Source organism: Sphingomonas gilva (assembly GCF_003515075.1).
Classification (GTDB): Bacteria; Pseudomonadota; Alphaproteobacteria; order Sphingomonadales; family Sphingomonadaceae; genus Sphingomonas; species Sphingomonas gilva.
The window spans coordinates 240,943-264,473 of record NZ_QWLV01000002.1 but is presented as its reverse complement, the minus strand read 5'-3'; the positions used below and the strand labels follow the sequence as shown (position 1 = coordinate 264,473).

At 69.5% G+C, this 23,531-nt stretch carries 19 protein-coding genes; 11 read left to right on the top strand and 8 right to left on the bottom strand.

Going from position 1 to position 23,531, the window contains the following annotated elements:
• Positions 1–6 precede the first annotated feature (6 nt).
• Together D1610_RS05880 and D1610_RS05875 are read left to right on the top strand one after the other, a co-directional pair.
• Positions 7–2,661 carry a bifunctional [glutamine synthetase] adenylyltransferase/[glutamine synthetase]-adenylyl-L-tyrosine phosphorylase gene (locus D1610_RS05880; RefSeq protein ID WP_118863217.1) on the top strand — a complete coding sequence of 885 codons (2,655 nt, stop codon included), beginning with the start codon at positions 7–9 and terminating at the stop codon, positions 2,659–2,661.
• Positions 2,648–3,109 carry a peroxiredoxin gene (locus tag D1610_RS05875; RefSeq protein WP_118863216.1) on the top strand — a complete coding sequence of 154 codons (462 nt, stop codon included), beginning with the start codon at positions 2,648–2,650 and terminating at the stop codon, positions 3,107–3,109. Before D1610_RS05880 ends, D1610_RS05875 begins: the two co-directional genes overlap by 14 nt.
• Before the next feature lie 190 nt (positions 3,110–3,299).
• Here D1610_RS05875 and D1610_RS17340 read toward each other — a convergent pair whose 3' ends face one another.
• Positions 3,300–3,443 carry a hypothetical protein gene (locus D1610_RS17340; RefSeq protein ID WP_245942003.1) on the bottom strand — a complete coding sequence of 48 codons (144 nt, stop codon included), beginning with the start codon at positions 3,441–3,443 and terminating at the stop codon, positions 3,300–3,302.
• Here D1610_RS17340 and D1610_RS05870 point away from each other — a divergent pair.
• The 3 genes from D1610_RS05870 to xth all read left to right on the top strand — a co-directional run bounded on the left by D1610_RS05870 (position 3,432) and on the right by xth (position 5,706).
• A complete protein-coding gene (locus tag D1610_RS05870; RefSeq protein ID WP_245942002.1) occupies positions 3,432–4,520 on the top strand; it encodes a M23 family metallopeptidase in 1,089 nt (362 codons plus the stop codon). The two genes, D1610_RS17340 and D1610_RS05870, sit on opposite strands and share 12 nt — an antisense overlap.
• A 70-nt stretch (positions 4,521–4,590) precedes the next feature.
• Positions 4,591–4,926, top strand: coding sequence for an iron-sulfur cluster insertion protein ErpA (erpA, locus tag D1610_RS05865; protein ID WP_118863214.1), 336 nt, complete (start codon positions 4,591–4,593; stop codon positions 4,924–4,926).
• 9 nt (positions 4,927–4,935) lie between these two features.
• Complete coding sequence (gene xth / locus D1610_RS05860; protein WP_118863213.1) at positions 4,936–5,706, top strand: exodeoxyribonuclease III; 771 nt, start codon at positions 4,936–4,938, stop codon at positions 5,704–5,706.
• On the opposite strand, the gene D1610_RS05855 is transcribed toward xth, so the two are convergent.
• Positions 5,703–6,290: a hypothetical protein gene (locus D1610_RS05855; protein ID WP_118863212.1), complete on the bottom strand. Its 588-nt coding sequence runs from the start codon at positions 6,288–6,290 to the stop codon at positions 5,703–5,705. The genes xth and D1610_RS05855 overlap by 4 nt on opposite strands.
• Positions 6,291–6,366: 76 nt before the next feature.
• Complete coding sequence (locus tag D1610_RS05850) at positions 6,367–7,416, bottom strand: mannose-1-phosphate guanylyltransferase/mannose-6-phosphate isomerase (protein WP_118863211.1); 1,050 nt, start codon at positions 7,414–7,416, stop codon at positions 6,367–6,369.
• Between the two features lie 154 nt (positions 7,417–7,570).
• Between D1610_RS05850 and D1610_RS05845 the strand changes: the two genes are divergently transcribed.
• From D1610_RS05845 to D1610_RS05825, 5 genes are read left to right on the top strand one after another with little or no spacing between them, the layout of a single operon-like run.
• On the top strand, positions 7,571–8,959 hold the full coding sequence (locus D1610_RS05845; protein WP_118863210.1) for a TIGR03013 family XrtA/PEP-CTERM system glycosyltransferase: 1,389 nt from the start codon (positions 7,571–7,573) through the stop codon (positions 8,957–8,959).
• 7 nt (positions 8,960–8,966) lie between these two features.
• The gene (gene prsK, locus D1610_RS05840) at positions 8,967–11,009 is read left to right on the top strand and encodes an XrtA/PEP-CTERM system histidine kinase PrsK (protein ID WP_118863209.1); all 2,043 of its coding nucleotides are present in this window, start codon (positions 8,967–8,969) and stop codon (positions 11,007–11,009) included.
• 8 nt (positions 11,010–11,017) lie between these two features.
• A complete protein-coding gene (gene prsR / locus D1610_RS05835) occupies positions 11,018–12,376 on the top strand; it encodes a PEP-CTERM-box response regulator transcription factor (protein ID WP_118863724.1) in 1,359 nt (452 codons plus the stop codon).
• Positions 12,369–14,126, top strand: coding sequence for a tetratricopeptide repeat protein (locus tag D1610_RS05830; protein ID WP_182466716.1), 1,758 nt, complete (start codon positions 12,369–12,371; stop codon positions 14,124–14,126). Before prsR ends, D1610_RS05830 begins: the two co-directional genes overlap by 8 nt.
• A 32-nt stretch (positions 14,127–14,158) precedes the next feature.
• Positions 14,159–14,977, top strand: a complete 819-nt coding sequence (locus D1610_RS05825; RefSeq protein ID WP_118863207.1) for an ATP-binding protein — start codon at positions 14,159–14,161, stop codon at positions 14,975–14,977.
• Positions 14,978–15,071: 94 nt separating this feature from the next.
• Here the strand turns inward: D1610_RS05825 and D1610_RS05820 are convergent, their stop codons facing one another.
• A complete protein-coding gene (locus tag D1610_RS05820; protein WP_245942001.1) occupies positions 15,072–16,220 on the bottom strand; it encodes an N-acetyltransferase in 1,149 nt (382 codons plus the stop codon).
• Positions 16,221–16,332: 112 nt separating this feature from the next.
• Here D1610_RS05820 and D1610_RS05815 point away from each other — a divergent pair, with 112 nt between their 5' ends.
• Positions 16,333–17,424, top strand: a complete 1,092-nt coding sequence (locus D1610_RS05815; RefSeq protein ID WP_118863723.1) for a fatty acid desaturase family protein — start codon at positions 16,333–16,335, stop codon at positions 17,422–17,424.
• 158 nt (positions 17,425–17,582) lie between these two features.
• On the opposite strand, the gene lptG is transcribed toward D1610_RS05815, so the two are convergent.
• The 4 genes from lptG to spt form a co-directional block, all read right to left on the bottom strand.
• Positions 17,583–18,680, bottom strand: a complete 1,098-nt coding sequence (gene lptG / locus D1610_RS05810) for an LPS export ABC transporter permease LptG (protein ID WP_425453202.1) — start codon at positions 18,678–18,680, stop codon at positions 17,583–17,585.
• Complete coding sequence (lptF, locus tag D1610_RS05805) at positions 18,677–19,879, bottom strand: LPS export ABC transporter permease LptF (protein WP_118863204.1); 1,203 nt, start codon at positions 19,877–19,879, stop codon at positions 18,677–18,679. The genes lptG and lptF overlap by 4 nt, the downstream gene beginning before the upstream one ends.
• A gap of 271 nt (positions 19,880–20,150) precedes the next feature.
• Positions 20,151–22,160 (bottom strand): ATP-binding protein, encoded by a 2,010-nt coding sequence (locus D1610_RS05800; protein ID WP_118863203.1) that lies wholly within the window; start codon positions 22,158–22,160, stop codon positions 20,151–20,153.
• A gap of 52 nt (positions 22,161–22,212) precedes the next feature.
• Positions 22,213–23,475 carry a serine palmitoyltransferase gene (gene spt, locus D1610_RS05795; RefSeq protein WP_118863202.1) on the bottom strand — a complete coding sequence of 421 codons (1,263 nt, stop codon included), beginning with the start codon at positions 23,473–23,475 and terminating at the stop codon, positions 22,213–22,215.
• Between the last annotated feature and the right edge of the window lie 56 nt (positions 23,476–23,531).

The window sequence follows — 23,531 nt, the reverse complement described above, 5'->3', positions numbered from 1 at the left end:
GCAGCGATGGCGGATGCGCTGCAACGCGCGGAACGGCACGCGCCCTTTCTGGCCAACCTCATCGGGCGAGAGGCGGATCTCGCCGCCGAGCTCGCCGCGCGGGGACCCGACATCGCCGCGTTGCTGGCGCCTTTCGAGGGCGAGGTCGCGCGCACCCTGCGGGTCCGGCGCAGGCGGCTGGCGCTGGCGCTGGCGATCGGCGATCTCGCCGGGCTGCTCGACTTCGAGACGGTGACGCAGGCGCTGTCCGATTTCGCCGATGCGGCGCTCGACACCGCGATCCGCACCGCCATCGCAGAGCGCTATCCCGACGCCGAGCCGAGCGGGTTCGTCGCGATCGCCCTGGGCAAGCATGGCAGCCGCGAACTCAATTATTCGTCGGATATCGATCCGATCTTCCTGTTCGATCCCCAGACGCTGCCGCGCCGCGAACGGGAGGAGCCGGCGGAGGCGGCGGTACGGATCGGCAAGCGGGTGGTCGAGCTGCTGCAGGCGCGCGACGGCGACGGCTATGTGCTGCGGGTCGATCTGCGGCTGCGGCCGTCCCCCGAGGCGACGCCGATCGCGCTGCCGATCGGCGCGGCGATCGCCTATTATGAATCGCAGGCGCTGCCGTGGGAGCGCGCCGCCTTCGTCCGTTCGCGCGCGGCGGCGGGGGATATCGCGCTGGGCGAGCATTTTCTGGCGACGGTGCAGCCCTTCATCTGGCGGCGCGCGCTCGATTTCGGCGCGATCGGCGAAATCCGGGGCATTTCGAGGCGCATCCGCGCGCACCACGCGCAAGGCCAGGCGCTGGGGCCGGGCTACGACCTGAAGCGCGGACGCGGCGGCATCCGCGAGGTCGAGTTCTTCACCCAGATCCACCAGCTGATCCATGGCGGCCGCGAGCAAGGGCTGCGCGTGCCGGCGACGCTCGACGCGCTGGCGGCGCTCAGCGCGGCCGGCCGGATCGACGGCGCGGACGCCGCCGCATTGGCCGACGCGTACCGCGTTCACCGGACGATCGAGCACCGGCTGCAGATGGTCGATGACCGCCAGACGCACAGTCTGCCCGAGCAAGCGGAGCGGATCGACAATGTCGCGCGGCTGCACGGGATCGACGACGGCGCGGCGCTGATCGGGCTGCTCCGCCCGCATGCCGAGCGCGTCGGCGCGATCTACGATTCGCTCGACGAGCAAGCGGAGCCGCGGCTTTCAGGCGACGCCGACGCGCTGGAGACGATGCTGGCGGGCGCTGGGTTCGAAGACCCGTCAGCCGCGCGGGCGCGGATCGAGAGCTGGCGACAGGGCCGTGCGCCGGCGCTCAGGAGCCCTGCCGCGCAGGAGGCGCTGGAGGCGATGCTGCCGCGGCTGCTGGCGGCCCTGGGCGCGGGGCCGGCGCCCAATGCCGCGCTCAACCGGCTCGACGACATGCTCCGGCGGCTGCCCAGCGCGATCAACTTCTTCCGGCTGATCGAGGCGCGCCCGGCGCTCGCCCGGCTGCTCGGCGAGGTGCTGGCGCACGCGCCGACGCTGGCCGATGCGCTCGGGCGGCGGAGCGAGCTGCTCGACGGCCTGATCGACGCCACCGCGCTCGAAGGCGTCGGCGATGTCTCGCAACTGGCGGCGGAGATGCAAGGACCTGGCGATTACCAGGCGCTGCTCGATCACGTTCGCCGGACGGTGAACGAGAAGCGTTTCGCCCTGGGCGTGCAGATCGTCGCGGGGGCGAGCGATCCGCTCGACGTGTCGGCGGGCTATTCGCGCGTCGCCGAAGCGGCGATCGAGGTGCTGGCGAGCGCGACCGTCGCCGAGTTCGTCGGCGCGCACGGCCGCGTCCCGGACAGCGAGCTGGCGATCATCGCGCTGGGGCGGCTGGGCGGCGGCGCGCTGACGCACGCCTCGGATCTCGACCTGGTCTATGTCTTCACCGGCGATCATGGCGCGACGTCCGATGGGGCCAAGCCGCTCGGCGCGGTGCATTACTATAACCGGCTGGCGCAGCGCGTTTCGGGCGCGCTGTCGGTGCCGACCGCGGCGGGGCCGCTCTACGAGATCGATACGCGGCTGAGGCCCTCCGGCGCGCAAGGGCCGCTGGCGGTCAGCCTCGACGCGTTCGCGCTCTATCAGCGCGAAAGCGCCTGGACGTGGGAGCATATGGCGCTGACGCGCGCGCGGCCGGTGTTCGGATCGGCGGCGGCGCGCGGCGCGATCCAGGCGATCATCGACGAGGTGCTGCTGCAGCCGCGCGACAATGTCCGCGCCGATGCCGCCGAAATGCGCGCCGAGATGATGAAGCACAAGCCGCCGCGCGGCGATTTCGACGCCAAGCTGCTGCTCGGCGGGCTGGTCGACCTGGAGTTCGCGGTGCACGTCACGCAACTCGAGCGGCTGACCGGGTTCGATCCCGATCTGGCGCGCGCGATCGATGCGCTGGTCGCCCAGGATGCGCTGCCGGCGGCGATGCGCCCGGCGCACGATTTCCTGACGCGGCTGCTCGTCACGCTGCGGCTGGTCGCGCCCGACGCCGAGGCGCCGCCGCCCGCGACGGCGGCGCTGGTCGCGCGCGCGTGCGGGCTGGCCGACTGGGATGCGCTGGTTGCGCGGCTCGACGCGACGCGGCAAGCGGTGAGCGCCTGCTGGCACGCATTGCAACCGGAGAACGAAGATGCCGCTGAGTGAAGGAGACCGTCTGCCCGCGCTGATGCTGACCGGAGCCGATGGCGAGACGATCGACCTGGCCAAGCTCCGCGGCAAGCCGCTGGTGCTGTATTTCTATCCCAAGGCCGACACGCCGGGCTGCACGCGCGAGGCGCAGGATTTCAGCGAGCTCGCGCCCGCATTCGCCAAGGCGGGCGCGGCGGTGATCGGCGTGTCGCGGGACGAGCCGAAGAAGCTCGCCAAGTTCAGCGGCAAGTACGACTTGACCGCGCGGCTGGCGAGCGACGCCGGCGAGCTGAGCGACGCCTTCGGCTTCTGGGGCGAAAAGAGCATGTATGGCCGCACCTTCATGGGCATGGAGCGGGCGACGGTGCTGGTCGATGCCGATGGCCGGATCGCGCGCATCTGGCGCAAGGTGAAGGTGCCCGGCCACGCCCAATCGGTGCTGGACGCCGTAGCGTCGCAATGATTCGAATCGGGCGGATTTCCTTAAGGTTCCGTTACTTTTCGCCAGGCCTCAACGACTCAACGCATCGTCCCCCCGGTCCAACGCGCGAACGGCCCGCGCGACTTGCCTATTGTGCCAAAGCGTAACATTCCACGCTCGACAGCGCGGAGGGGCATCCAAGCTGCAAATAACCCTAGAAGAATCCACGTCGTCAGGGCGGCGCGGATATCGTCGTGTCGCCGGGGATTTGATGACTATTGCTCTGTTCCGCCGCAGCCTGCCCTTGACCGCACAGCTGCAATCCCTTTTTCGGGCGCGCGACTTCTTTTTTCATGATGGCAAGATGCAGCGCCATGTGCGCTTTTCGGTGAAGGCGCAGATCGCCACCGCGGTCCTGCTGCTCGCGATGCTGCTGCTGGCATCCGCCTCCGCCACCCAGGCAGCCGGGCGCGCGCTGGCGCTGACCGGCCTCACCGACGCCCCGGTTTCCGCAGAGGCGCAGGTCGCGCAGCTCGAAGCGAAGCTCGCCGCGATGGAGGGCAAGGTGGCGACGATCAGCCACGCCGCCAAGGCGCACGCGCTGCGCGTCGAGCGCCGTCAGCAGTTCATCGCTTCGGTGGTGAGCGGCAAGGGCGATCCCGAGAAGCTCGCCGCGCTGATCGAGCCGGTCGAGACCGCCGCGGTCGCGAAGCCGGTCGTCGCGCCGCTGGTCCGCCTCGAAGCGCGCCAGGAGAAGCTGGCGATGGCGGCGGCCGAGAAGCTCGAGGCCCGCTACGCCCGGACCGCCGCGGTGCTCAAGCGCGTCGGGATGAAGCCCGCGCGCTTCGTCGCCGGCACCGCGATGGGCGGCCCGTTCGAGGCGGCGCCCGAGCGCGAGGAGATGGACGACGAGATGACCGAGGCCGACACCGGCTTCCGCGCGCTGTTCAAGAGCTGGAAGAAGCTCGACATGCTGCAGGAAGGCGCCGTGGCCATCCCGTCGCTGAAGCCCGTCGAGAACCTCACCCTGACCAGCAGCTTCGGCGTTCGTTCCGACCCGTTCCGCGGCACCCGCGCGATGCATGCCGGGCTGGACATTCCCGGCCCCGTCGGCACGCCGATCTATGCGACCGCCGACGGCGTGGTCGCCCGTTCGGGCCGCTACGGCGCCTATGGCAATCTGATCGAGATCAACCACGGCAAGGGCATCCAGACCCGCTACGGCCATCTTTCGCGCATCCTGGTCGGCTCCAACGTCAAGGTGAAGCGCGGGCAGCTGATCGGCCATATGGGCTCGACCGGGCGTTCGACCGGCCCGCACCTCCATTACGAGGTCCGCGTCGACGGGCGTGCGATCAACCCGATGCCGTTCCTGCAGACGACCGACTATCTGCTCGCGGTGCAGAACAAGGGCAGCCTGACCAAGGTCGCCCAGGGCGGGCCGGCCAACTAAGCGATTTCGGAGGGGAGATTGCGGGGGCGTCCGGCTTGCCGGTGACCCCCGCAGCAACTATCTCCCCCTCATGGCGAGCGTTTCCGACATCGACCTCACCCCCGCCGCCGCGGCGCGCGTCGCGGCGATCGCCGGCAAGCAGGGCAAGCCGGCGATCCTGAGGCTGTCGGTCGATGGCGGCGGCTGTTCGGGGTTCCAGTACCGGTTCGGCTTTGCCGATGGCGTGGACGAAGGCGATATCGTCGCCGAGCGCGACGGGGTGCGGCTGGTGGTCGATCCGGTGAGCCTGGACCTGGTCCGCGGCGCCGAGGTGGATTTCGTCGAATCGCTGGGCGGCGCGGCGTTCAAGGTGCAGAACCCCAACGCCTCGGCCGGCTGCGGCTGCGGTTCCAGCTTCGCCGTCTGACGCCCGCCCGTGAAGATCGCCAGCTACAACGTCAACGGCATCAAGGCGCGGCTGCCGCGGCTGCTCGAATATCTTGCCGAGGAACAGCCGGACATCGTCTGCCTGCAGGAGCTCAAAAGCTCCGACGAGACCTTTCCCGAGAGCGATATCCGCGCGGCCGGCTACGGCGCGGTGTGGCACGGGCAGAAGGGGTTCAACGGCGTCGCGGTGCTGGCCAGGGGCGCCGATCCGATCGAGCGCCAGCGCGGCCTCCTGGGCGAGCCCGAGGACGAGCATAGCCGCTACCTCGAAGCAGAGGTGGACGGGCTGGTCGTCGCCTCGATCTACCTGCCCAACGGCAATCCGCAGCCGGGGCCCAAGTTCGACTACAAGCTGCGCTGGCTCGACCGGCTGGCGGCGCGCGGGCGCGAACTGCTCGCCGAGGAACGCGCGGTGGTGCTGGCGGGGGACTATAACGTCATTCCCAATGACGACGACGTGTTCTCGATCCGGGCGATGGCGACCGACGCGCTGATGCAGCCAGAAAGCCGCGAGGGATATCGCCGTCTGTTGGCGCAGGGCTGGACCGATTCGCTCAGGACGCGCTTCCCCCAGGGCGGGATGTGGACCTTCTGGGACTATCAGGCGGGCGCCTGGCAGCGCGACGCGGGCTTCCGCATCGACCATCTGCTGCTGAGCCCGATCGCCGCCGACCGGCTGGCCGATGCCGGCGTCGACAAGGCGCACCGGGCGAAGGAGAAGGCGAGCGACCACGCGCCCACCTGGGTGCGCCTGCGCTAACCTGCGACGAACTGGGTCTCGCTGGTCCTGCGATCGGTCCGAAAGATCGGGCTGGCTTCGCCGGACAATGCGCGGGCCATGTCGGCGCGCAGCGTCCGGTCGGCCGGCATCGCCTTGTAGAAGGCCCAGGCGACATCCTCGCGCTCGGTCGAGGTCATCAGCGCATAGCCCAGCGTGCCTGCCGGCTCGCCGCCATCGGCCGATGCGACCAGTTCCTGCATGTCGATGGTCGAAAGCAGATAGGCGACCGGCGCCCCGGCGTCTTCCGCATGCGCGCGGCGCGGCACCATCCCGTCGCCGTCATCGCCCGTCAGCATGTAGCGCGCCGAGCCGACCGCAAAGCCGCCGCGCCGGCAGGCGCTCGGGCGGTCGATCACCGCTTCGCGCGTGATCTTCGCGAGCTTGGGCGACATCGCCATGGCGACGAGCAGGTCCGCCTGCGCGCCGTCGGTGGCGTGGGGCCGCTCGGCGGTCACATCCTCGCGGCCATTGGCGCAAGCGCCGGACGAGGTGTCGGGCCGCGGGCCGGGGGACGCGACCAGCCATGCGGCGAGCACCGTGAAGAGCGTCTGAAGCGTCGTCACTCCGGGCTTCTCCCAATTACGCGGGTACGAGGCCGATTCTTTCAGCCGGCGTGCGATAAATCAACAGCTTATCTGTTCAGTCCTTCAGCGCGTCGATCACCTTCCTCACGTCCTGGCTGCGGCCGCGCGGCAGGATCAGGATGTCGCTGCCGCTGGCGATGACGATGAGGTCGCTCACCCCGACCATCGCCACGCGCACGCCGTCCGCGCGGACCAGGCTGTTCTCGACATCGATCAGCACGGCGTCGCCGCGGGACGAATTGCCCTGCGGATCGCACGCCGAGAGCGCATGCAGCGCATCCCAGCTGCCGATGTCGCTCCAGCCCATGCTGACCGGCACGACCGCGACGCGATCGGCCTTCTCCATCACCGCATAATCGATGGAGTTTGACGGAGACGCGGCGAAGGCCTGCGCGTCGGGACGCACCTGCACGCCGTTACGCTCGGCCTTCGCCATCGCTTCCTGCGCGGCGGCGAGCATGTCCGGCGCGTGGACCGACAATGCGCCGAGGAAGATATCGGCGCGGAACAGGAAGATGCCGCCGTTCCAGGCATGGTCGCCGCTCGCCAGCATCGCCTCGGCGGCCTCACGGGGGGGCTTCTCGACGAAGCGGTCGACGCGGTGCACGCCCTCGCCGAGCGCCTCGCCGACCTTGATATAGCCGTAGCCCGTCTCGGGCGCGTCGGGCGTGATGCCGAAGGTGACCAGCCAACCCTGCTCGACCAGCGGCAGCGCGGCGGCGATGGCGTCGCCGAAAGCGCTCGCATCGGCGATCGCGTGATCCGACGGCATCACCAGCAAGGGCGCATGGGGATCGTCCGCCGCCAAGGCGGCGAGCGCGATGGCGGGCGCGGTATTGCGCGCGACGGGCTCCAGGATGATCGCGGCGGGCTCGATCCCGATCTGAGCGAACTGTTCCTCGACCATCGCGGCATGCGCGGCGCCGGCGACGACGATGGGCGCGGCGAAGCGGGCGTCTCGCGTGCGTTCGGCGGTCAGCTGCAGCATCGTCGCATCGGCGGTCAGGGCGAGGAACTGCTTGGGACGATCGCTGCGCGACATCGGCCAAAGCCGCGTCCCCGATCCGCCCGAGAGGATGACGGGGATGATGGCGGACGTCGTCATGAAGTCTCCGGAAACTATGGTGGCTTGCCCGGCACAATGCCTGAGATGGACACCCGTCTCCTTATCCTAAGCGGCGTTCAGCAAATTTTTGTCAATTTTTGCGACACCTCTCCACCGTGTCGGATTTCCTTACACTTTTCAGGTCTGCCGGGCGATGATCAGGCTGTTCAAACATTATGTGCCGCATGCGGTGCTGCTGCTTGGGCTGTTCGACTTCGTCCTGCTGATCGCCGCGGCGGAGCTGGGCTGGACGATCCGCCAACATCAGCTGGGCTCGATCGTCGAGAGCGTGACGACGCGGCTGCCGCAGCTGCTGGTGTTCGCCTTCGCGCTGCAGACGACGATGGTCGCGGTCGGCGTCTATGGCAGCGAGGCGTTGCAATCCCTGCGTTTCGCCGCGGCGCGGCTGACGGTGGGCGTGGCGATCGGCATCATCGCGCTGTCCGCGATCTTCTTCCTCGTGCCGTCGCTCAGCCTGTGGCGCTCCAACCTGCTCTACGCGATGGCGCTTGCGATCGTGCTGCTGATGGTGCTGCGCATCCTGCTGGGCAAGACGCTGGGCGGGCAGGCGTTCAAGCGCCGCGTGGTCGTGCTGGGCGCAGGCCCGCGCGCGGCGCGGGTCAAGGCGCTTTCGAAGCGCCCCGGCGCCGGGTTCGTCTGCGTCGGCTATGTCTCGATGTCTGAGGCCGCGCGGGTGATCCCCGAGGCGATCGCGCGCGATGCGATCTATAACCTTGCCGAGCATGTCGTGCTTCTGAACGCGAGCGAGGTGGTGCTGGCGCTGGAGGAACGCCGCAATTCGCTGCCGCTCCAGGATCTGCTCAGGATCAAGACGACCGGCGTCCACGTCAACGAGATCTCGACATTCCTCGAACGCGAGACGGGGCGGGTCGACCTGGACAGCGTCAACCCGTCATGGCTGATCTTCTCCGACGGGTTCTCGTCCGGCCGGATGCTGTCGAGCGCCGCCAAGCGGCTGTTCGACGTGCTGGCGAGCCTGGCGCTGCTGACGCTCACCTTGCCGCTGATCCTGCTGACCGCGCTGCTGGTGAAGCTGGAAAGCCGGGGGCCGGCCTTCTACCGCCAGCGCCGCGTCGGGCTGTACGGCCAGGGGTTCGACATCCTGAAGCTCAGATCGATGCGGCAGGATGCGGAGGCGGCGGGCCAGGCGGTGTGGGCGGAGAAGGACGACCCGCGCATCACCCGGATCGGCCGCATCATCAGGAAGCTTCGTATCGACGAACTGCCGCAGGCGTGGAGCGTGCTGAAGGGGGAAATGAGCTTCGTCGGCCCGCGTCCCGAGCGGCCGCAATTCGTCGAGGACCTGGAGCAGGTGCTGCCCTATTATGCCGAGCGGCACATGGTGAAGCCCGGCATCACCGGCTGGGCGCAAATCAACTATCCTTACGGCGCCTCGGTCGATGATTCGCGGCAGAAGCTGGAATACGACCTTTACTACGCCAAGAACTACACGCCCTTTCTCGACGTGCTGATCCTGCTGCAGACGCTGCGCGTGGTGCTGTGGCCGGAAGGGGCGCGGTGAGGCGGTGATGGCGTTCCTCGGCCTGTGGAGCCATGCGGTCGCCGCGCTGCTGTTCGCCGCGCTGGCGCTGTGGCAGGTGCGTTCGCCCAAGGGCGGCGCACGCAAGATCGCGCTGATCGCGGCGCTCGCGGCGAGCGCGCTGTGGGCGCTGGCGATGGCCGGCACCGATTCGGCGAGCGACGCGTCCGCCGTGGCCGAGAGCGTGCGGAATCTGGGTTTCCTCGGGTTCATGTACGCGCTACTGCACCAAGGCGGGCGTGAGCGGCGCAGTGTCGCGTTGGCGACGGTGTACGGCGTGGTGGCGCTGGTCGCGCTTGCCACGATCATGTTCACGATCCTGACGCCGCCGGGCAATGACGCACATCCCGCGGCGATCGGCGGCTATGCGTTGCGCATGATGGTGGCGACGGGCGCGCTGGTGCTGGTCCACAACCTCTACAGCGCGGCGGGCCCCGATACGGGACCGGGCTTTCGCGTCGCGATCCACGCGATCGCCGCGATGTGGCTGTACGACCTCAATCTCTACGCCATCGCCTATCTGGGAAGCGGCTGGCCGGAGGATGTCGCGGCGCTGCGCGGCCTGGTCGCGGTAGGCGTGGCGGCGATGCTCGGGCTGGGATTGCACCAGTCGGGCGCCTGGACGCTGCAGCTGTCGCGCACCATGACCTTCCGCACGCTCAGCCTGGCGGCGATCGGCCTCTACCTGATCGCGATGGTGCTGGTGACCAGCGGCATCGCGCTGATCGGCGGCGATCACGCGCGGCTTGCGCAGGCGGCGTTCGTGTTCGGCACCAGCGCCGCGGCGCTCGCCCTGCCGAGCGCACGGGCGCGGGCGTGGATCAAGGTCAAGCTCGCCAAGCACCTGTTCCAGCACCGCTACGACTACCGCGCCGAGTGGCTGCGCTTCACCGACACGCTGGGCAAGCCGGGCGAGGACACGGCGCCGCTCGCCGAGCGCGTGGTCAAGGCGGTGGCCGACATCACCGATTCGCCGGAGGGGCTGCTGTTCGTGCCGGAGGGCGAGGGGCTGGCGGCGGCGGCACGGTGGAACTGGCCGGCGGAGGACACCCCGCCGGGCGATCTCGGCGCCGGACTGGTCGCCTATCTGGCGAGCGGGCACATCGTCGAGCTCGATGCCGCACGGCGCGAGGGCGAGGACACCGCCACCCACGCGCTGCTGCCGCAATGGCTGATCGACGACGTGCGCGCATGGGTGCTGGTGCCGCTGGTCCATTTCGACCGGGTCGCGGGCGCGGTGGTGCTCGGCCGCCCGCCGCTCGACCGCGCGCTCGACTGGGAGGATTTCGACCTGCTGCGCGTCGCCGGACGACAGGTGGCGAGCTATCTCGCCGAAAGCCAGGGCCAGCAGGCGCTGGACGACGCGCGCCGCTTCGACGAATTCAACCGCCGCTTCGCCTTCATCATGCACGATATCAAGAACCTGGTCAGCCAATTGAGCCTGGTCGCGCGCAATGCCGAACGCCATGCGGACAATCCCGAGTTCCGCGCAGATATGGTGGCGACGCTCAAGGACTCGGCGGACCGGATGAACGCGCTGCTGGCGCGCCTGGCGCAGCATAACAGCGCGCGCAGCGAGGCGCCGCGGCCGGTGCCCGCGGACGAGGTCGTCGCCGGGCTGGTGGCGACCAAGCGCCTGCTGCATCCGGTGTCCGTCGGCCGAACCGCGGGCGCTTTGGTGCTGGCCGATCCGCAGCGGCTGGAGACGCTGCTCGGCCATCTGGTCCAGAACGCGATCGACGCCAGCGCGCCCGAGGCGCCGGTCAGGATCGACGTGAGGGTCGAAGGTCATGAGGTCGCCATCGACGTGATCGACCATGGCTGCGGCATGTCGCCCGCCTTCGTGCGCGAGAAGCTGTTCACCGCCTTCGCCTCGACCAAGCCGGGCGGCTTCGGCGTCGGCGCCTATGAGGCGCGCCAGCTCGTCCGCGCGATGGGCGGACGCATGTCGGTGGCCAGCCGCGAGGGCGAGGGCAGCCGCTTCACCGTGATCCTGCCCCTGGCCCAGGAAACTCGAGAAAAGGCCGCCTGACGATGCACATGGCCCCAGTCACCAAGCCCAAGCTGCTCATCGTCGAGGACGATGTCGGCCTGCAGCGCCAGTTGCGCTGGGCCTATGACGGCTATGAGGTGATCACCGCGACCGACCGGGCGGGCGCGATCGATGCGCTTCGCGCCGAAGAGCCGGCGGTGGTGACGCTCGATCTGGGCCTGCCGCCCGATCCCGACGGCACGGCGGAGGGCTTCGCCACATTGGAGGCGATCCGCGCGTTGAAGCCCGACACCAAGGTGATCGTCGCCTCCGGCCACGGCGCGCATGAGAGCGCGCTGCGCGCCATCGCGGGCGGTGCCTATGACTTCTACCAGAAGCCGGTCGATATCGATGCGCTGGGGCTGATCGTCGCGCGCGCCTTCCATGTCCATGCGCTGGAGGCGGAGAACCGCCGGCTGGCCGAGCGCGCGCCCGAGGGCGCGGTGCTGGGCGGGCTCGTCACCGCCAGTCCCGAGATGCTCAAGGTCACGCGGACGATCGAGCGCGTCGCCTCGGCCAATGTCTCGGTGCTGCTGCTCGGCGCGTCGGGCACGGGCAAGGAGCTGCTGGCGCGGGGGCTGCACGCGGCCAGTCCGCGCGCGAAGGGGGCGTTCGTCGCGATCAACTGCGCGGCGATCCCCGAGAACCTGCTCGAAGCCGAGCTGTTCGGCCATGAGAAGGGCGCGTTCACCGGCGCGATCAAGACCACCCAGGGCAAGATCGAGCAGGCGCATGGCGGGACGCTGTTCCTCGACGAGATCGGCGACGTGCCGCTGCCGCTGCAGGTCAAGCTGCTGCGCTTCCTGCAGGAGCGCGTGATCGAGCGGATCGGCGGGCGCCAGCCGATCGCGGTCGACACGCGGATCGTCTGCGCGACGCACCAGGATCTGGAAGCGATGATCGCGGGCGGGAGCTTCCGTGAGGACCTCTACTACCGCCTGGCGGAGATCGTCGTGCGCATCCCGTCGCTCGCCGAGCGGCCGGGCGACGCCGGGCTGCTCGCGCGGCATTTCCTCCACCGCTTCGCCAAGGAGATGAACCCGGCGGTCAAGGGACTTGGTCCCGACGCGCTGGGGGCGATCGACGCGCATGGCTGGCCCGGCAACGTGCGCGAGTTGGAGAACCGCATGAAGCGCGCTGTGATCATGGCCGAGGGGCGGCTGATCGGTGCCGCGGACCTCGATCTGGCGGGCGGCGCGGATGACGGCCCGCTCAACCTGAAGGCGGCGCGCGAGGCGGCCGACCGCAAGGCGATCCGCCACGCGATGGCGCGGACGGATGGCAATATCTCGGGCGCGGCCAAGCTGCTGGGGATCAGCCGGCCGACGCTCTACGACCTGCTCAAGGCCTATGACCTGCATGGGTGAGAAGCACACGGCGTGGCTGGCGGTGTTGGCGGCGCTGGTGCTGGCGCCGCCTGCTGCGGCTTCGCCACGCGAGGCGCGCGCGGCGCTGGCGCGGAGCGTGGCCGCGTTCCGCGCGGGCGATCTCACGCGCGCGCGGGATGCCGCCGAGGCGGCGGCGCGGAGCGAGCCGCGCGCCGGCCTGGCCCATGCGATGGTGGCGCGGATGGCGCTGGGGCAGGGCGACGGCGTCGCGGCCGAAGCGGCGCTGGACCGGGCGGAGAAGGTCGGTTTTCCCAAGGAGCGCGCGCTGCACCTGCGCGCGCATGCGCGCCTGTTGCAGGGCGATGGCGAGGGCGCGCTCGCGCTCGCGCGCGATGAGCGGGTTCCCGCTCGCTACCGCGCCTATGCCGCGCGGATCGAGGGGCGGGCGATGGTCGGAACCGGCGCCGAAGGCGCGGGTGCGGCGTTCGTCCGCGCGGTCCGGCTCGCGCCCGCCGACAGCCTCGCCTGGTCGGACCTCGCGCGCTTCCGGCTGGTGTCGAACGATTCCATCGGGGCAGCCGCCGCGGTGGATCGCGCGATCACGCTCGATCCGGCCAATCGCGAGGCGCTGATCCTGAAGGGCGAGCTGTTCCGCACGCAATATGGCCTCGCCGCATCGCTGCCCTGGTTCGAGGCCGCGATCGACCTCGATCCCGGCAACGGCCCCGCGCTGATCGAATATGCCGCGACGCTGGGCGATATGGGGCGCTATACCGAGATGCTCGCGGCAAGCCGCCGCGCCGCGGCGATCCGGGGGAGCACTGCGCAGGCATTGTACCTCCAGGCCGTGCTGGCTGCGCGGGCGCGCAACTATGATCTGGCGCGCGCGCTGATCCAGCGCACCGGCGGGGCGATGGACGGCTTTCCGGCGGCGCTGCTGCTGCGCGGAGGGCTCGATTATCACGCGGGCGCCTTCGCCCAGGCGGTCGAGCGCCTTGGTCGGCTGGTCGAGATGCAGCCCGACAATGCCGATGCGCGGCGCTTGCTGGGCGCGGCGCTGCTGGGCGCGAACGACGCCCAGGGGGCGGTCGACGCGCTCCAGCCGCTGATCGCGCGGCGCGATGCCGACAGCTATGCGCTGACCGTTGCGGCGCGCGCATTCGAGCGGCTGGGGGATCGCGATGCCGCCGGCGCCTTGCTCGATCGCGCCGCGCGGCCGGTGCGCGACGTGGCCGATGACGGTTGGGCGGGCGGCGACGCGCTGGTCGCCGAGGGCCGCTACCGCGAAGCCGCCGACGCCTTCGCGCGCGACGCGAATGCGCGCTTCGACGAGGCTGCGGCGCTGCGGCTGGTCGATGCGCTCGACCGGGCGGGGGCACGGATCGAGGCACAACGCGTGCTGTCGCTGTTCCTCCAGCAGAACCCGCGCAACGTCGCGGCGCTGAAGGTCGCGGCGAACTGGCAGATCGCGGCGAAGGACTGGGCAGGCGCGGTGCGGACGCTGGAGGTCTTGCGCCAGCGGCTGGGCAATCGCGACGCGGCGCTGCTCTCGCAGCTCGCTTGGGCGCACGCCGGAGCGGGCAAGCCGGAGCGCGCGCTGATCTATGCGCGTGCCGCCTATGAGCTGGCGCCGGCCAGCCCGATCGCCGCCGATACGCTGGGCGTGCTGCTCGCGCGGACACCCGACCGGCGGGCGGACGGAATCGCGCTCCTGCAGAAGGCGGCGCTGCTCGCGCCCGACAACGCCGCGATCGCTGCGCATCTGGCGGCGGCGAAGCGTCGCGCTTGAGGCGTCGGCGCTGGGCGGCTATCGCCCGCCCCATGACCGACGACGCGCTGATCCGCCGCATTGCCGAAGCGCTTGAACGGCTTTCCCCGCCACCCGCGCCCGCCGCCGATCCGCAAGCGCACGCCGCCTATGTCTGGCAGGCGTCGGGGCTGGTCGCGGTGGCCGATTTCCGGCCGCTGCCGCTCGACGCGCTCAAGGGGATCGAGCGTCAGAAAGCGGCTTTGCTCGACACCGTGCGCCGTCTTGCGGCGGGGCACGCGGCGCACGACGTCCTGCTGTGGGGCGCGCGCGGCACGGGCAAGTCGGCGCTGGTCAAGGCGGCGGTGGGCGCGGTGCAGGCCGAAGGCGGCGACGTCGCGCTGATCGAGCTGGCGCGCGCCGCGCTCGAACGGCTGCCCGCCCTGTTCGACGCGATCCGCGGGCTGCCGCGGGCCTATGCGGTCTTCATCGACGATCTCGGCTTCGACGAGCCGGCCGAGGCGCGGGCGATGCGATCGGTGCTGGAGGGCGGCGCCGAGGCGCGGCCGGCCAACGCCCGGCTGTTCGTCACCAGCAACCGCCGCCACCTGATCCAGCGCGACCATGCCGCCGAGGCGAGCGCGATCAACCCGCGCGACGCCGCCGACGATCAGCTGGCGCTGGCCGACCGGTTCGGGCTGAGCCTGGGTTTCCACGTCGTCGACCAGGCCGGTTACCTCGCCATCGTGCGTGGCTATGCCGAACGCTACGGGCTGGCGTTCGAGGATGCCGACGCGGTCGCCTGGGCGACCCAGCGCGGCGGCCGCTCCGGCCGGGTTGCGTGGCAATATGTCGAAGAAATCGCCGGCCGGGCGGGGCGGTCATTGGAATGATCCGTCGCCCCTGCGAAGGCAGGGGCCTCAGGCGGCATGGGCGAAGGATGCGCCACAAACCCAGCGGCCCCTGCCTTCGCAGGGGCGACGGGTCTTAGAGACGCTTTTCATACACCGTGTAGATGCGGTTGATGCTGCTCTGGATCGTCTCGGCGATCGCGCGCATGCCCTGGTTGTCGTCGAGGATCCAGCCGATCTCGCCCCGCGTCGCGCCGTAGCGGGTGATCGCGGCGCGGCGGATATATTCGATCATCATGAAGGCGAGCTGCGAGGCGAGGCGCGAGGATTGCAGCTCCTTGACCACGCCCATCAGCGGCACACGCATGGTGTTGACCCGCGGGCGGCGGAGCCACCAGAGCAGCCTGGCCCAGCCGAAGGGGAGGAGCGAGCCGTCCAGCGGGGCGATCGCCTCGTTGAGATCGGGCAGGGTGATCATGAAGGCGACGGGCCGCCCGTCATATTCGGCGATGCGGATCAGATCCTCGAAGACGATCGGTTTGAGCTTCTTGCCGACATCGTCGATCTCGGGCTGGGTCAGCGGGACGAAGCCCCAATTGTCGGACCAGGCGTCGTTGAGGATGCCGAGGATGGTCGCGGCTTCCTCCTCGAATCGGCTCTTGACCACCTCGCGGATGCGGATGCGCGGATTCTTCTCGCCCGACTGGATGATGCGCTGGACGATGGGCGGAAATTGCTGCTGGATGTCCAGTTCGTAGGTCATCAGCTGCTTGGCGGGGGCATAGCCGGCGGCCTCGATCCAGCCGCGATATTCGGGCTTGTGGTGGCCCATCATCACCGTCGGCGGGTGATCATAGCCCTTGGTGAGCAGGCCGGGCTCCTCCCAGATCGAGAGGCTGACGGGGCCGAGCGCGCGGGTCATGCCCTTGGCGCGCAGGGCATTTTCGGCATGGGCGATGAGCGCTGCCGCGGCATCCGCATCGGCGGCCTCGAACAGGCCGAAAAAGCCGGTTCCGGGCCCCATTCCCTGTTTCCGGGGCTGTTCGAGCGCCAGACGGTCGACATGCGCGCTGATCCGCCCGACAAGCTCCTTGCCGCGCCGGGCGAGGAACAGCTCGGCCTCGGCATGGCTGAACCAGCCGTTCTTGGCCGGATCGATCATCCCCGCCGCCTCGCTCCTGAGCGGCGGCACCCAGTTGGGATCGCCGCGGTTGAGCGTATAAGCGAGCTCGATGAAGGCCTTGCGGTCCGCCTTGGACAGCACGGTGTGAATCGTTACGGTCATGCCGCCGCCCATGCATGCTTCCCGCGGCTTAATTGTGGCGAAACGGCTCCCCGCCGCCATGGTCCTGTAAAAGCCACCATATCGCCATTATCTGATGGCAATGCCGAAGGCGATGACCACGATCCTGAGCCTTGACCGCGCGAGCGGCGCGCCGCTCGCGCGCGCCGAACGGCTGCCGATCGCCGACGACAAGGCGATGCTGCGCACCGCGGCCGACCTGACGCGCGACCTCAACCAGCCGAACCCGCGCATCTACTGGCTGGACCTGATCGCCTCCGCGCTGGTCGGCTATGGCGCAGGCGCCGCCGCGATCCTGGCCGACAGCGCCGGCTGGGCGATCCTTGCCGGCGTCGTCGCCACGCTCGCGCTCTACCGCGCGATCAGCTTCATCCACGAGGTGTCGCACATCAAGCATGCCGCGCTGCCCGGTTTCCGGCTGGGCTGGAACGCCCTGGTCGGCGTGCCGATGCTGACGCCCTCCTTCATGTATGAAGGCGTCCACAACCAGCATCACGCCAAGACGCGCTACGGCACGGCCGACGATCCCGAATATCTGCCGCTCGCGCTGATGAAGCCGTGGACGCTGCCGACCTTCATCCTCCTGTCCGCGCTGGCGCCGCTGGGCCTCGTCGTCCGCTTCGCCGTGCTGGCGCCGCTTTCGGCGCTGTTCCCGGCGTTTCGCCGCGTGGTGATCGCGCGCTTTTCCTCGCTGTCGATCAATCCGCAGTTCCGCCGCCGCCCGGCCGATGGGGAGTTCGCGCGTCACTGGGTGCGCGTCGAGACCGCGGCGAGCATCTGGGCGATCGCGCTGGTCGCGCTGGTCGCAACCGGCGTGCTGCCGCTGCGGGCCCTTGCGATCATGCTCGCGATCTTCGCCGGGGTGGCGGTGATCAACCAGGTCCGCACGCTGGTCGCGCATCTGTGGGAGAATGAGGGCGAGGCGATGAGCGTCACCGCCCAGTATCTCGACACGGTCAACGTGCCGCCGCCCGCCATGCTGCCGATGCTGTGGGCGCCGGTCGGCCTGCGCTATCACGCGCTGCACCATCTGCTGCCGGGCGTGCCCTATCACAATCTCGGCGAGGCGCACCGCCGGCTGTCGGACGTGCTGGAGGCGGATTCGCCCTATCACAAGGCGAGCTATGCGGGATTGCCTGGCCTGGTGTGGCGGATCACGCGCTCGACCATGGGCGGCGCGCGCTGACCAAGCAATGCGTCGCCCCTGCGCAGGGCCCCCAGCAAAGTATTACTTTGCTGGGAACCGAAGGCAGGGGCCGCCGGGTTTGTGCCACATCCATCGTTGCATATGCCGCCAGCGGCCCCTGCCTCCGCAGGGGCGACGCATGGGCATCGTTGCATGTGCTATTCCTCGGTTCTGACCAGTACCGCCTCGCCGATCAGGAAGAACAGCAGGAACGGCGCCCAGGCGGCGAGGAAGGGCGGGTAGGCGCCGAGATTGCCCATCGCCAGCGCGAAATTGTCCGCGACGAAATAGGCGAAGCCCAGCGCCATGCCGATCACCGCGCGCAGGAACAGCTTGCCGGACCGGGCGATGCCGAACGCCGCCACCGCGCCGAGCAGCGGCATCAGCACCGCCGAGAGCGGGCCGGAAAGCTTGTGCCATTTCGCGCCTTCGAGCGCCTTTGTCGGCCGACCCGCAGCCTCCAGCTCGGCGATGGCGGCATCCAGGGGCGCATAGCTCAGTTCGTCGGCATCCACATTGGCGAGGGTGAAGCGATCGGGCTCCACGCCGCGGGCGATCACCGCCCGGCCGACATCGGTGATGCCGCCATCGGCAACCTGGAAGCGGCGGGCGTCCTCGACCAGCCAGCCGTCGCCCGATCGCACCGCGCGGCTGGCGGTGACGATGCCGGTAAGCGCGCCCTGCGGCCGTTCATAGACGGTGATCCCGCTCAGCACGGCGGCATCGCCGCGCCCGTTTACCTGGCGGACCTGGATCAGATCGCCGCCGGCGCGCACCCACACGTTGGACCGGTCGCCGCGATCGACCGGCATGTCGCCGAAGCCGACATTCTCCCACTGGGCGAGCGTCGCGGTGGCGCGGGTGACGATGCGTTCGTTGAACACGAAGGAGACCGCCGCGACGCCCAGGCTGGCGACGATCAGCGGCGCGAGCACCTGGTGCGCCGAGAGGCCGGCCGCCTTCATCGCGATGATCTCGCTGTTCTGGTTCATCGTCGACAAGGTGACGATGGTCGCGAGCAGCACCGAGAATGGCAGGAAGCGCGCGACGATCTGCGGGCTGCGCAGGCCGACATAGCGCCACAGCTCCGCCTGGCCGTTGCCGGGATGCGACAGGATCTTGCCCGATTCGCCGAGCAGATCGAGCGTCTGGAGGACGAGCACCAGCATCAGCAGGATGGCGAAGGTGCTGACCAGGAACTTGCGCGCCATGTACCAGGTCATCGTGCGCGACGGGAAGAAGCTGACTTGGTTCACGCCATCGCCTCCCTGCGCCGGCGCCGGCTCGGCAGGCGGCGTTTGATCGCGTCGCCGAGCTTGGCGAAGCTGCGTTCGAGCGCGCCGATGGGCTGACCGCCGGGAACGAGCGCGATTGTGCGGTACATCCACAGGATCAGCACGGCGAAGGCGACAAAGGGCAGCCACAGCGCGATCGCCGGATTGACGATGCCGAGCGCGCCGATGCTCTCGGCATATTCGTTGATCTTGTGATAGGTGACGAGCATCACGATCGCGAGGAACACGCCCAGCGACGAGGTGGAGCGTTTGGGCGGCACGCCGAGCGCGAGCGCCAGCAAGGGCAGCAGCGCCATCATCGCGACCTCGACCATGCGGAAATGGAAATTGGCCCAGCTGGTATTGCGGGTCGACTGATCCTCCCCCCGGTTGGCGCCGGTCATGGCGAGTTCGGGCAGGGTGAGCTCCAGCGTGTTCTCGCCGCGCGAGCGGAAGCTCTCGATCTTGGGCAGGTCGATCGGCAGGTCGTGCTGGGTGAAGGTCAGCGTGCGTGGGACCGGGCTCTCGCGCGTCTGATGGATCAGCACGCCGCGGCTAAGGCGGAAGATGATCGTGTCCTTGTCGTCGGTGGCCAGGAAGGTGCCGCGATCGGCGGTGACCGCCAGCGCCTCGCCATCGGTCGTCTCGACGCGCACGAAGATGCCGCGCAGGTCGCGCCCCTCCTCGCGGCTTTCCTCGATCCTGAGCGTCATGCGATCGCCGAGGTTGGTGAACTCGCCGACCTTGATCGAGGCGCCGAGCGCACCCGACCGCAGTTCGAACTGGAGGCCTTCGTAATTGTAGCGCGCCCAGGGCTGGACGAAGCCGACGATGGCGAGATTGAACAGCGCGAGGGCCAGCGCGTACATGTACGGCACGCGCAGCAGGCGGCCGTAGCTCATCCCCACCGCGCGCAGCACGTCGAGCTCGGAGGTGGTGGCGAGGCGGCGAAAGGCGAGAAGGATGCCGAGCGTCAGGCCGATCGGCACGCCGAGGCCGAGATATTCGGGCAGCAGATTGGCGAGCATCCGCCACACCACGCTGACCGGGCCGCCCTCCGACGCGACGAAATCGAACAGGCGCAGCATCCGATCGAGCACCAGCAGCATCGCCGAGATGATCAGCGTCGCGAACAGCGGCACGGCGATCAGGCGGGCCATGTAGCGGTCGATCGATGACATGGGCGGGGAGGGCGGCCTTACGGTGCGGAAGATGGCTGGCGGCTATAGACGGGATGGGCGCCGGCGTCACGGGGGTTGGCACGTCAACCCGACAATCCTGAGGAGCGTTACCCCAAAACCGTGTCGCCCCTGCGTAGGCAGGGGCCTATCCGCTCTCTCAGCCAAGGCGCTGCTCATGCGGTGGGTGTTGGATGGGCCCCTGCCTGCGCAGGGGCGACGGCAAACCAGTGGAAAGGCCAGGATGAGGTTCGCGTATCCTGCCTGTTGCGGTCTACTCCGCCGCGATGCCTTCGGTGCGGTCGCCGTGGTGCCCCGATGCCGCGGCCATCGCCTCGCCGACGGCGCGGTCGAGCGCGGCGATGGTGAAGGGCTTGCGCAGCACCGCATGGCCGCCGAACAAGGCCGCGTCGTCGACCTCGCCGGCATAGCCGGTGACGAACAGCACCGCCAGGTGCGGGTGGAGCGGGCGCAGGCGCGCGATCATCTCCGGCCCGTTGATGCCGGGCATCACCACGTCCGACACGATCAGGTCGAAGGCCGAGCCTTCCGCCTCGATCAGCGCGGGGGCGGCGAGCGGGTCTTCGCAGGCGGTGGCGCTATGGCCGAGCTCGTCGAGGGCGGCCATCGTCGCGGCGAGCACGCGCGCATCGTCCTCGACGACCAGCACCGAGAGGCCGCCGCGCGGCGCAGGCGCGGGATCGGCCGGCGCCGCGTCCGATCGTGCGGGCTCGGCCGCAACGGCGCCCCGGTGGCGCGGCAGGTAGATGGTGACGGTGGTGCCGATGCCGGGGGTCGACTTGATCTCGATCTCGCCGCCCGACTGGCGGACGAAACCGAATATCTGGCTGAGGCCGAGCCCGGTGCCCTTGCCCACCGGCTTGGTGGTGAAGAAGGGCTCGAACACATGTTCGAGGACCTCGGGCGCCATGCCGCACCCGGTGTCGATGACGGCGATGGTGGCGTAGTCGCCGCCCGCCGCCTCGTTGACCTCCTGGTCGCTGAGCGCCGCCCGGCCGGTCTCGATCGTCAGGCGGCCGCTGCCGTCCATCGCGTCGCGCGCGTTGACCGCGAGGTTGAGGATCGCGTTCTCCAGCTGGTGACGGTCGATCCACACCTGCCAGTCGGCGCCGTCGTCGCGCGTGGTGACGGTGATGCGTTCGCCGAGCGTGCGATCGAGCAGGTCGCGCATCCCGCCGATCAGGTCGCCGGGGCGGACCGCCTCCGGGAGCAGCGGTTCGGCGCGGGCGAAGGCGAGCAGGCGGCGCGTGAGCGCGGCGGCGCGGTTGGCGCCTTCCATCGCCGCCTCGATATGGCGCTGGGCATTGTCCGAATCGTCGTGCAGGCGGCGGCGCGCGAGCTCCAGCCCGCCGACGACGACCGCCAGCATATTGTTGAAATCATGAGCGATGCCGCCGGTGAGCTGGCCGACCGCCTCCATCTTCTGGATCTGGCGGAGCTGCGCCTCGGCAGCGGCGCGCTCGCGCGCCTCGTCCTGCAGGCGCGCATTGGCCTCGCGCAGCTCGACAGTCGCGCCGGCGATCGCCGTCTCCAGCTCCTCGGCCCGCTCTGCGGCGGCGGCGGCGTCGCGCCGCGCGCGCTGGCGCTGGGTGAAAGCCTGGACGTTCGACCAGCCCAATGCGACCGCGCCCAGCGCGATGACGACGCCGAAGATCGCCAGCACCTGGGTGACCGTGTTGGTCCATGCGGTGGTGACCTCGGCGGCGCTGGTGCGCTTCTTCAGCAGCGCGCGTTCGTTGGTGATCAGACGTTCGAGCAGGGTGTTGATGCGCGCGACGATGGGGGACATGCCCGCTTCGTAATAGGTGCTGAGCGCCTGCGCGTTCTGGCCGTAATTGGTGCGCAGGGCGGTGGCGGCGAGCTGGCGGCCGCGTTCGGTATAGACGCGGCGCAGCTCCTGGATCACCGGATGCTGCGCGCGGTTGTCCGCGGTGACCGCTGCCAGCCGGTCAAGCTGGCTGCCCGCGCGGCGCCATTCGTCGAGATAGATGCGGCCGACATCCTTGTCGCCGCTGATGACGTAGCGGCCGAGCGTCGCCTCCGCACGCGCGATCGAGCCGGCGAGCGAGCGCGAGAGGATCATCACCTCATAGCTGTGCGACTGCAAGGTCAGCGCGCGATCGCGCTCGCGGCTGGCGCTGCCGAGCATCAGGATCAGGGCGATCAGCGCGGCGGCGCCGACCAGCGCGACACCGACGGCGGCAACACGTCTCCACATGCTGTCGGACGCGATCGGCTCGCCGGTCTCGAGATCCCCCGCCATGACGGCCAAACCTAGCGGTTTGCGCGCGTCGTGGGAACCCTGAGCGTCGCGTTCAGGAGATCGCGCCGGTGGCCTTGCCCGCGGCGCGGAACATCTCGAGGATGGTCTCGACCTGCTCGGCCGAATGCTCGGCGCAGAGCGAGCAGCGCAGCAGGAACATGCCGGCCGGGGTCGCGGGCGGGCGGGCCATGTTGACGTACAGGCCGCCTTCGAGCAGCGCCTGCCACATCGCCACCGCCTGGGTCTGGTCTTCGAGGATCACCGCGATGATCGCCGATTGCGGCGTCTCGGTGCCAAGCTTGAAGCCCATTTCGGTGAGGCCGCCATGCAGGCGGCGGCTGTTTTCCCACAGATGCGCGCGCTTGTTGCCGGCGTGCATCAGCTTCCGGATCGAGGTGGCGGCGGTCGCGACGACCGAGGGCGGCAGCGACGCGGTGAAGACATAGGGCCGGCAGACCAGGCGCAGCACGTCGAACTTCGGATGGTTGGAGACGCAGAAGCCGCCCACCGTGCCGACCGATTTGGAGAAGGTGCCGACGACGAAATCGATATCGTCGGACACGCCCTGTTCCTCGAACACGCCGCGGCCATGCTCGCCGAAAAAGCCCATGCCGTGCGCTTCGTCGCACAGGATCATGCAATTGGGGTGCGCGCGCACCGCCGCGACCATCTCCGGCAGCGGGGCGATGTCGCCGAGCATCGAATAGACGCCTTCGAGCACCACCAGCTTGTGCGCCTCCTTGGGCAGGCGGCCCAGGCGCTTGCCGAGGTCCTCGGGCGAATTGTGGCGGAAGCGGATGATCTCGGCATCGCCCAGGAAACAGCCGTCATAGATCGAGGCGTGGCTGTCGGCGTCAAGGATGACGTAATCGCCCTTGCCCGCGAGCGTCGAGATCATCCCGAGATTGGCCTGGTAGCCGGTCGAGAAGACCATGGCGTGCTTCGTTCCGTAGAAGTCCTTGAGCGCGTCCTCGCACTCCTTGTGGCCTTGATAGGTGCCGTTGAGCACGCGGCTGCCGGTGGTGCCCGAACCGAAATTGTCGAGCGCGTCCTTGCCCGCCTGCACGACGTCCGGATCGAAGGTCATCCCCATATAGTTATAGGTGCCGAGCAGGATGGTCTCCTTGCCCTTGATGACGGCGAGCGTGGGGGACCTCACCTCGTCCATGACGATCGCGAAGGGATCGCGCACGCCGGTGTCCATCAGCGCCTGGCGCTCGGCGATCAGGGGATCGAACTTGCTGAACAGGTCGGTGGCGCCGGCGGCTTCCGCGGGCGTGTGCGCGTCGTTCGCGGTCTGAGCGGCTTCGGTCATCTTTCAATACCCAATAATGCCGCTCATCCTGAGGAGCCGCTGAGCTCATCGTATCG

What these genes read in the sequence shown, in the direction of transcription:
- prsR (WP_118863724.1), top strand. Translation starts at nt 11,018, where the DNA reads ATGGCCCCAGTCACCAAGCCCAAGCTGCTCATCGTCGAGGACGATGTC.
- D1610_RS05820 (WP_245942001.1), bottom strand. Translation starts at nt 16,220, where the DNA reads ATGACCGTAACGATTCACACCGTGCTGTCCAAGGCGGACCGCAAGGCC.
- D1610_RS05880 (WP_118863217.1), top strand. Translation starts at nt 7, where the DNA reads ATGGCGGATGCGCTGCAACGCGCGGAACGGCACGCGCCCTTTCTGGCC.
- spt (WP_118863202.1), bottom strand. Translation starts at nt 23,475, where the DNA reads ATGACCGAAGCCGCTCAGACCGCGAACGACGCGCACACGCCCGCGGAA.
- D1610_RS05845 (WP_118863210.1), top strand. Translation starts at nt 7,571, where the DNA reads ATGATCAGGCTGTTCAAACATTATGTGCCGCATGCGGTGCTGCTGCTT.
- D1610_RS05825 (WP_118863207.1), top strand. Translation starts at nt 14,159, where the DNA reads ATGACCGACGACGCGCTGATCCGCCGCATTGCCGAAGCGCTTGAACGG.
- D1610_RS05830 (WP_182466716.1), top strand. Translation starts at nt 12,369, where the DNA reads ATGGGTGAGAAGCACACGGCGTGGCTGGCGGTGTTGGCGGCGCTGGTG.
- D1610_RS05800 (WP_118863203.1), bottom strand. Translation starts at nt 22,160, where the DNA reads ATGGCGGGGGATCTCGAGACCGGCGAGCCGATCGCGTCCGACAGCATG.
- D1610_RS05850 (WP_118863211.1), bottom strand. Translation starts at nt 7,416, where the DNA reads ATGACGACGTCCGCCATCATCCCCGTCATCCTCTCGGGCGGATCGGGG.
- prsK (WP_118863209.1), top strand. Translation starts at nt 8,967, where the DNA reads ATGGCGTTCCTCGGCCTGTGGAGCCATGCGGTCGCCGCGCTGCTGTTC.
- D1610_RS05815 (WP_118863723.1), top strand. Translation starts at nt 16,333, where the DNA reads ATGACCACGATCCTGAGCCTTGACCGCGCGAGCGGCGCGCCGCTCGCG.
- D1610_RS17340 (WP_245942003.1), bottom strand. Translation starts at nt 3,443, where the DNA reads ATGGCGCTGCATCTTGCCATCATGAAAAAAGAAGTCGCGCGCCCGAAA.
- D1610_RS05870 (WP_245942002.1), top strand. Translation starts at nt 3,432, where the DNA reads ATGCAGCGCCATGTGCGCTTTTCGGTGAAGGCGCAGATCGCCACCGCG.
- D1610_RS05875 (WP_118863216.1), top strand. Translation starts at nt 2,648, where the DNA reads ATGCCGCTGAGTGAAGGAGACCGTCTGCCCGCGCTGATGCTGACCGGA.
- lptF (WP_118863204.1), bottom strand. Translation starts at nt 19,879, where the DNA reads ATGTCATCGATCGACCGCTACATGGCCCGCCTGATCGCCGTGCCGCTG.
- erpA (WP_118863214.1), top strand. Translation starts at nt 4,591, where the DNA reads ATGGCGAGCGTTTCCGACATCGACCTCACCCCCGCCGCCGCGGCGCGC.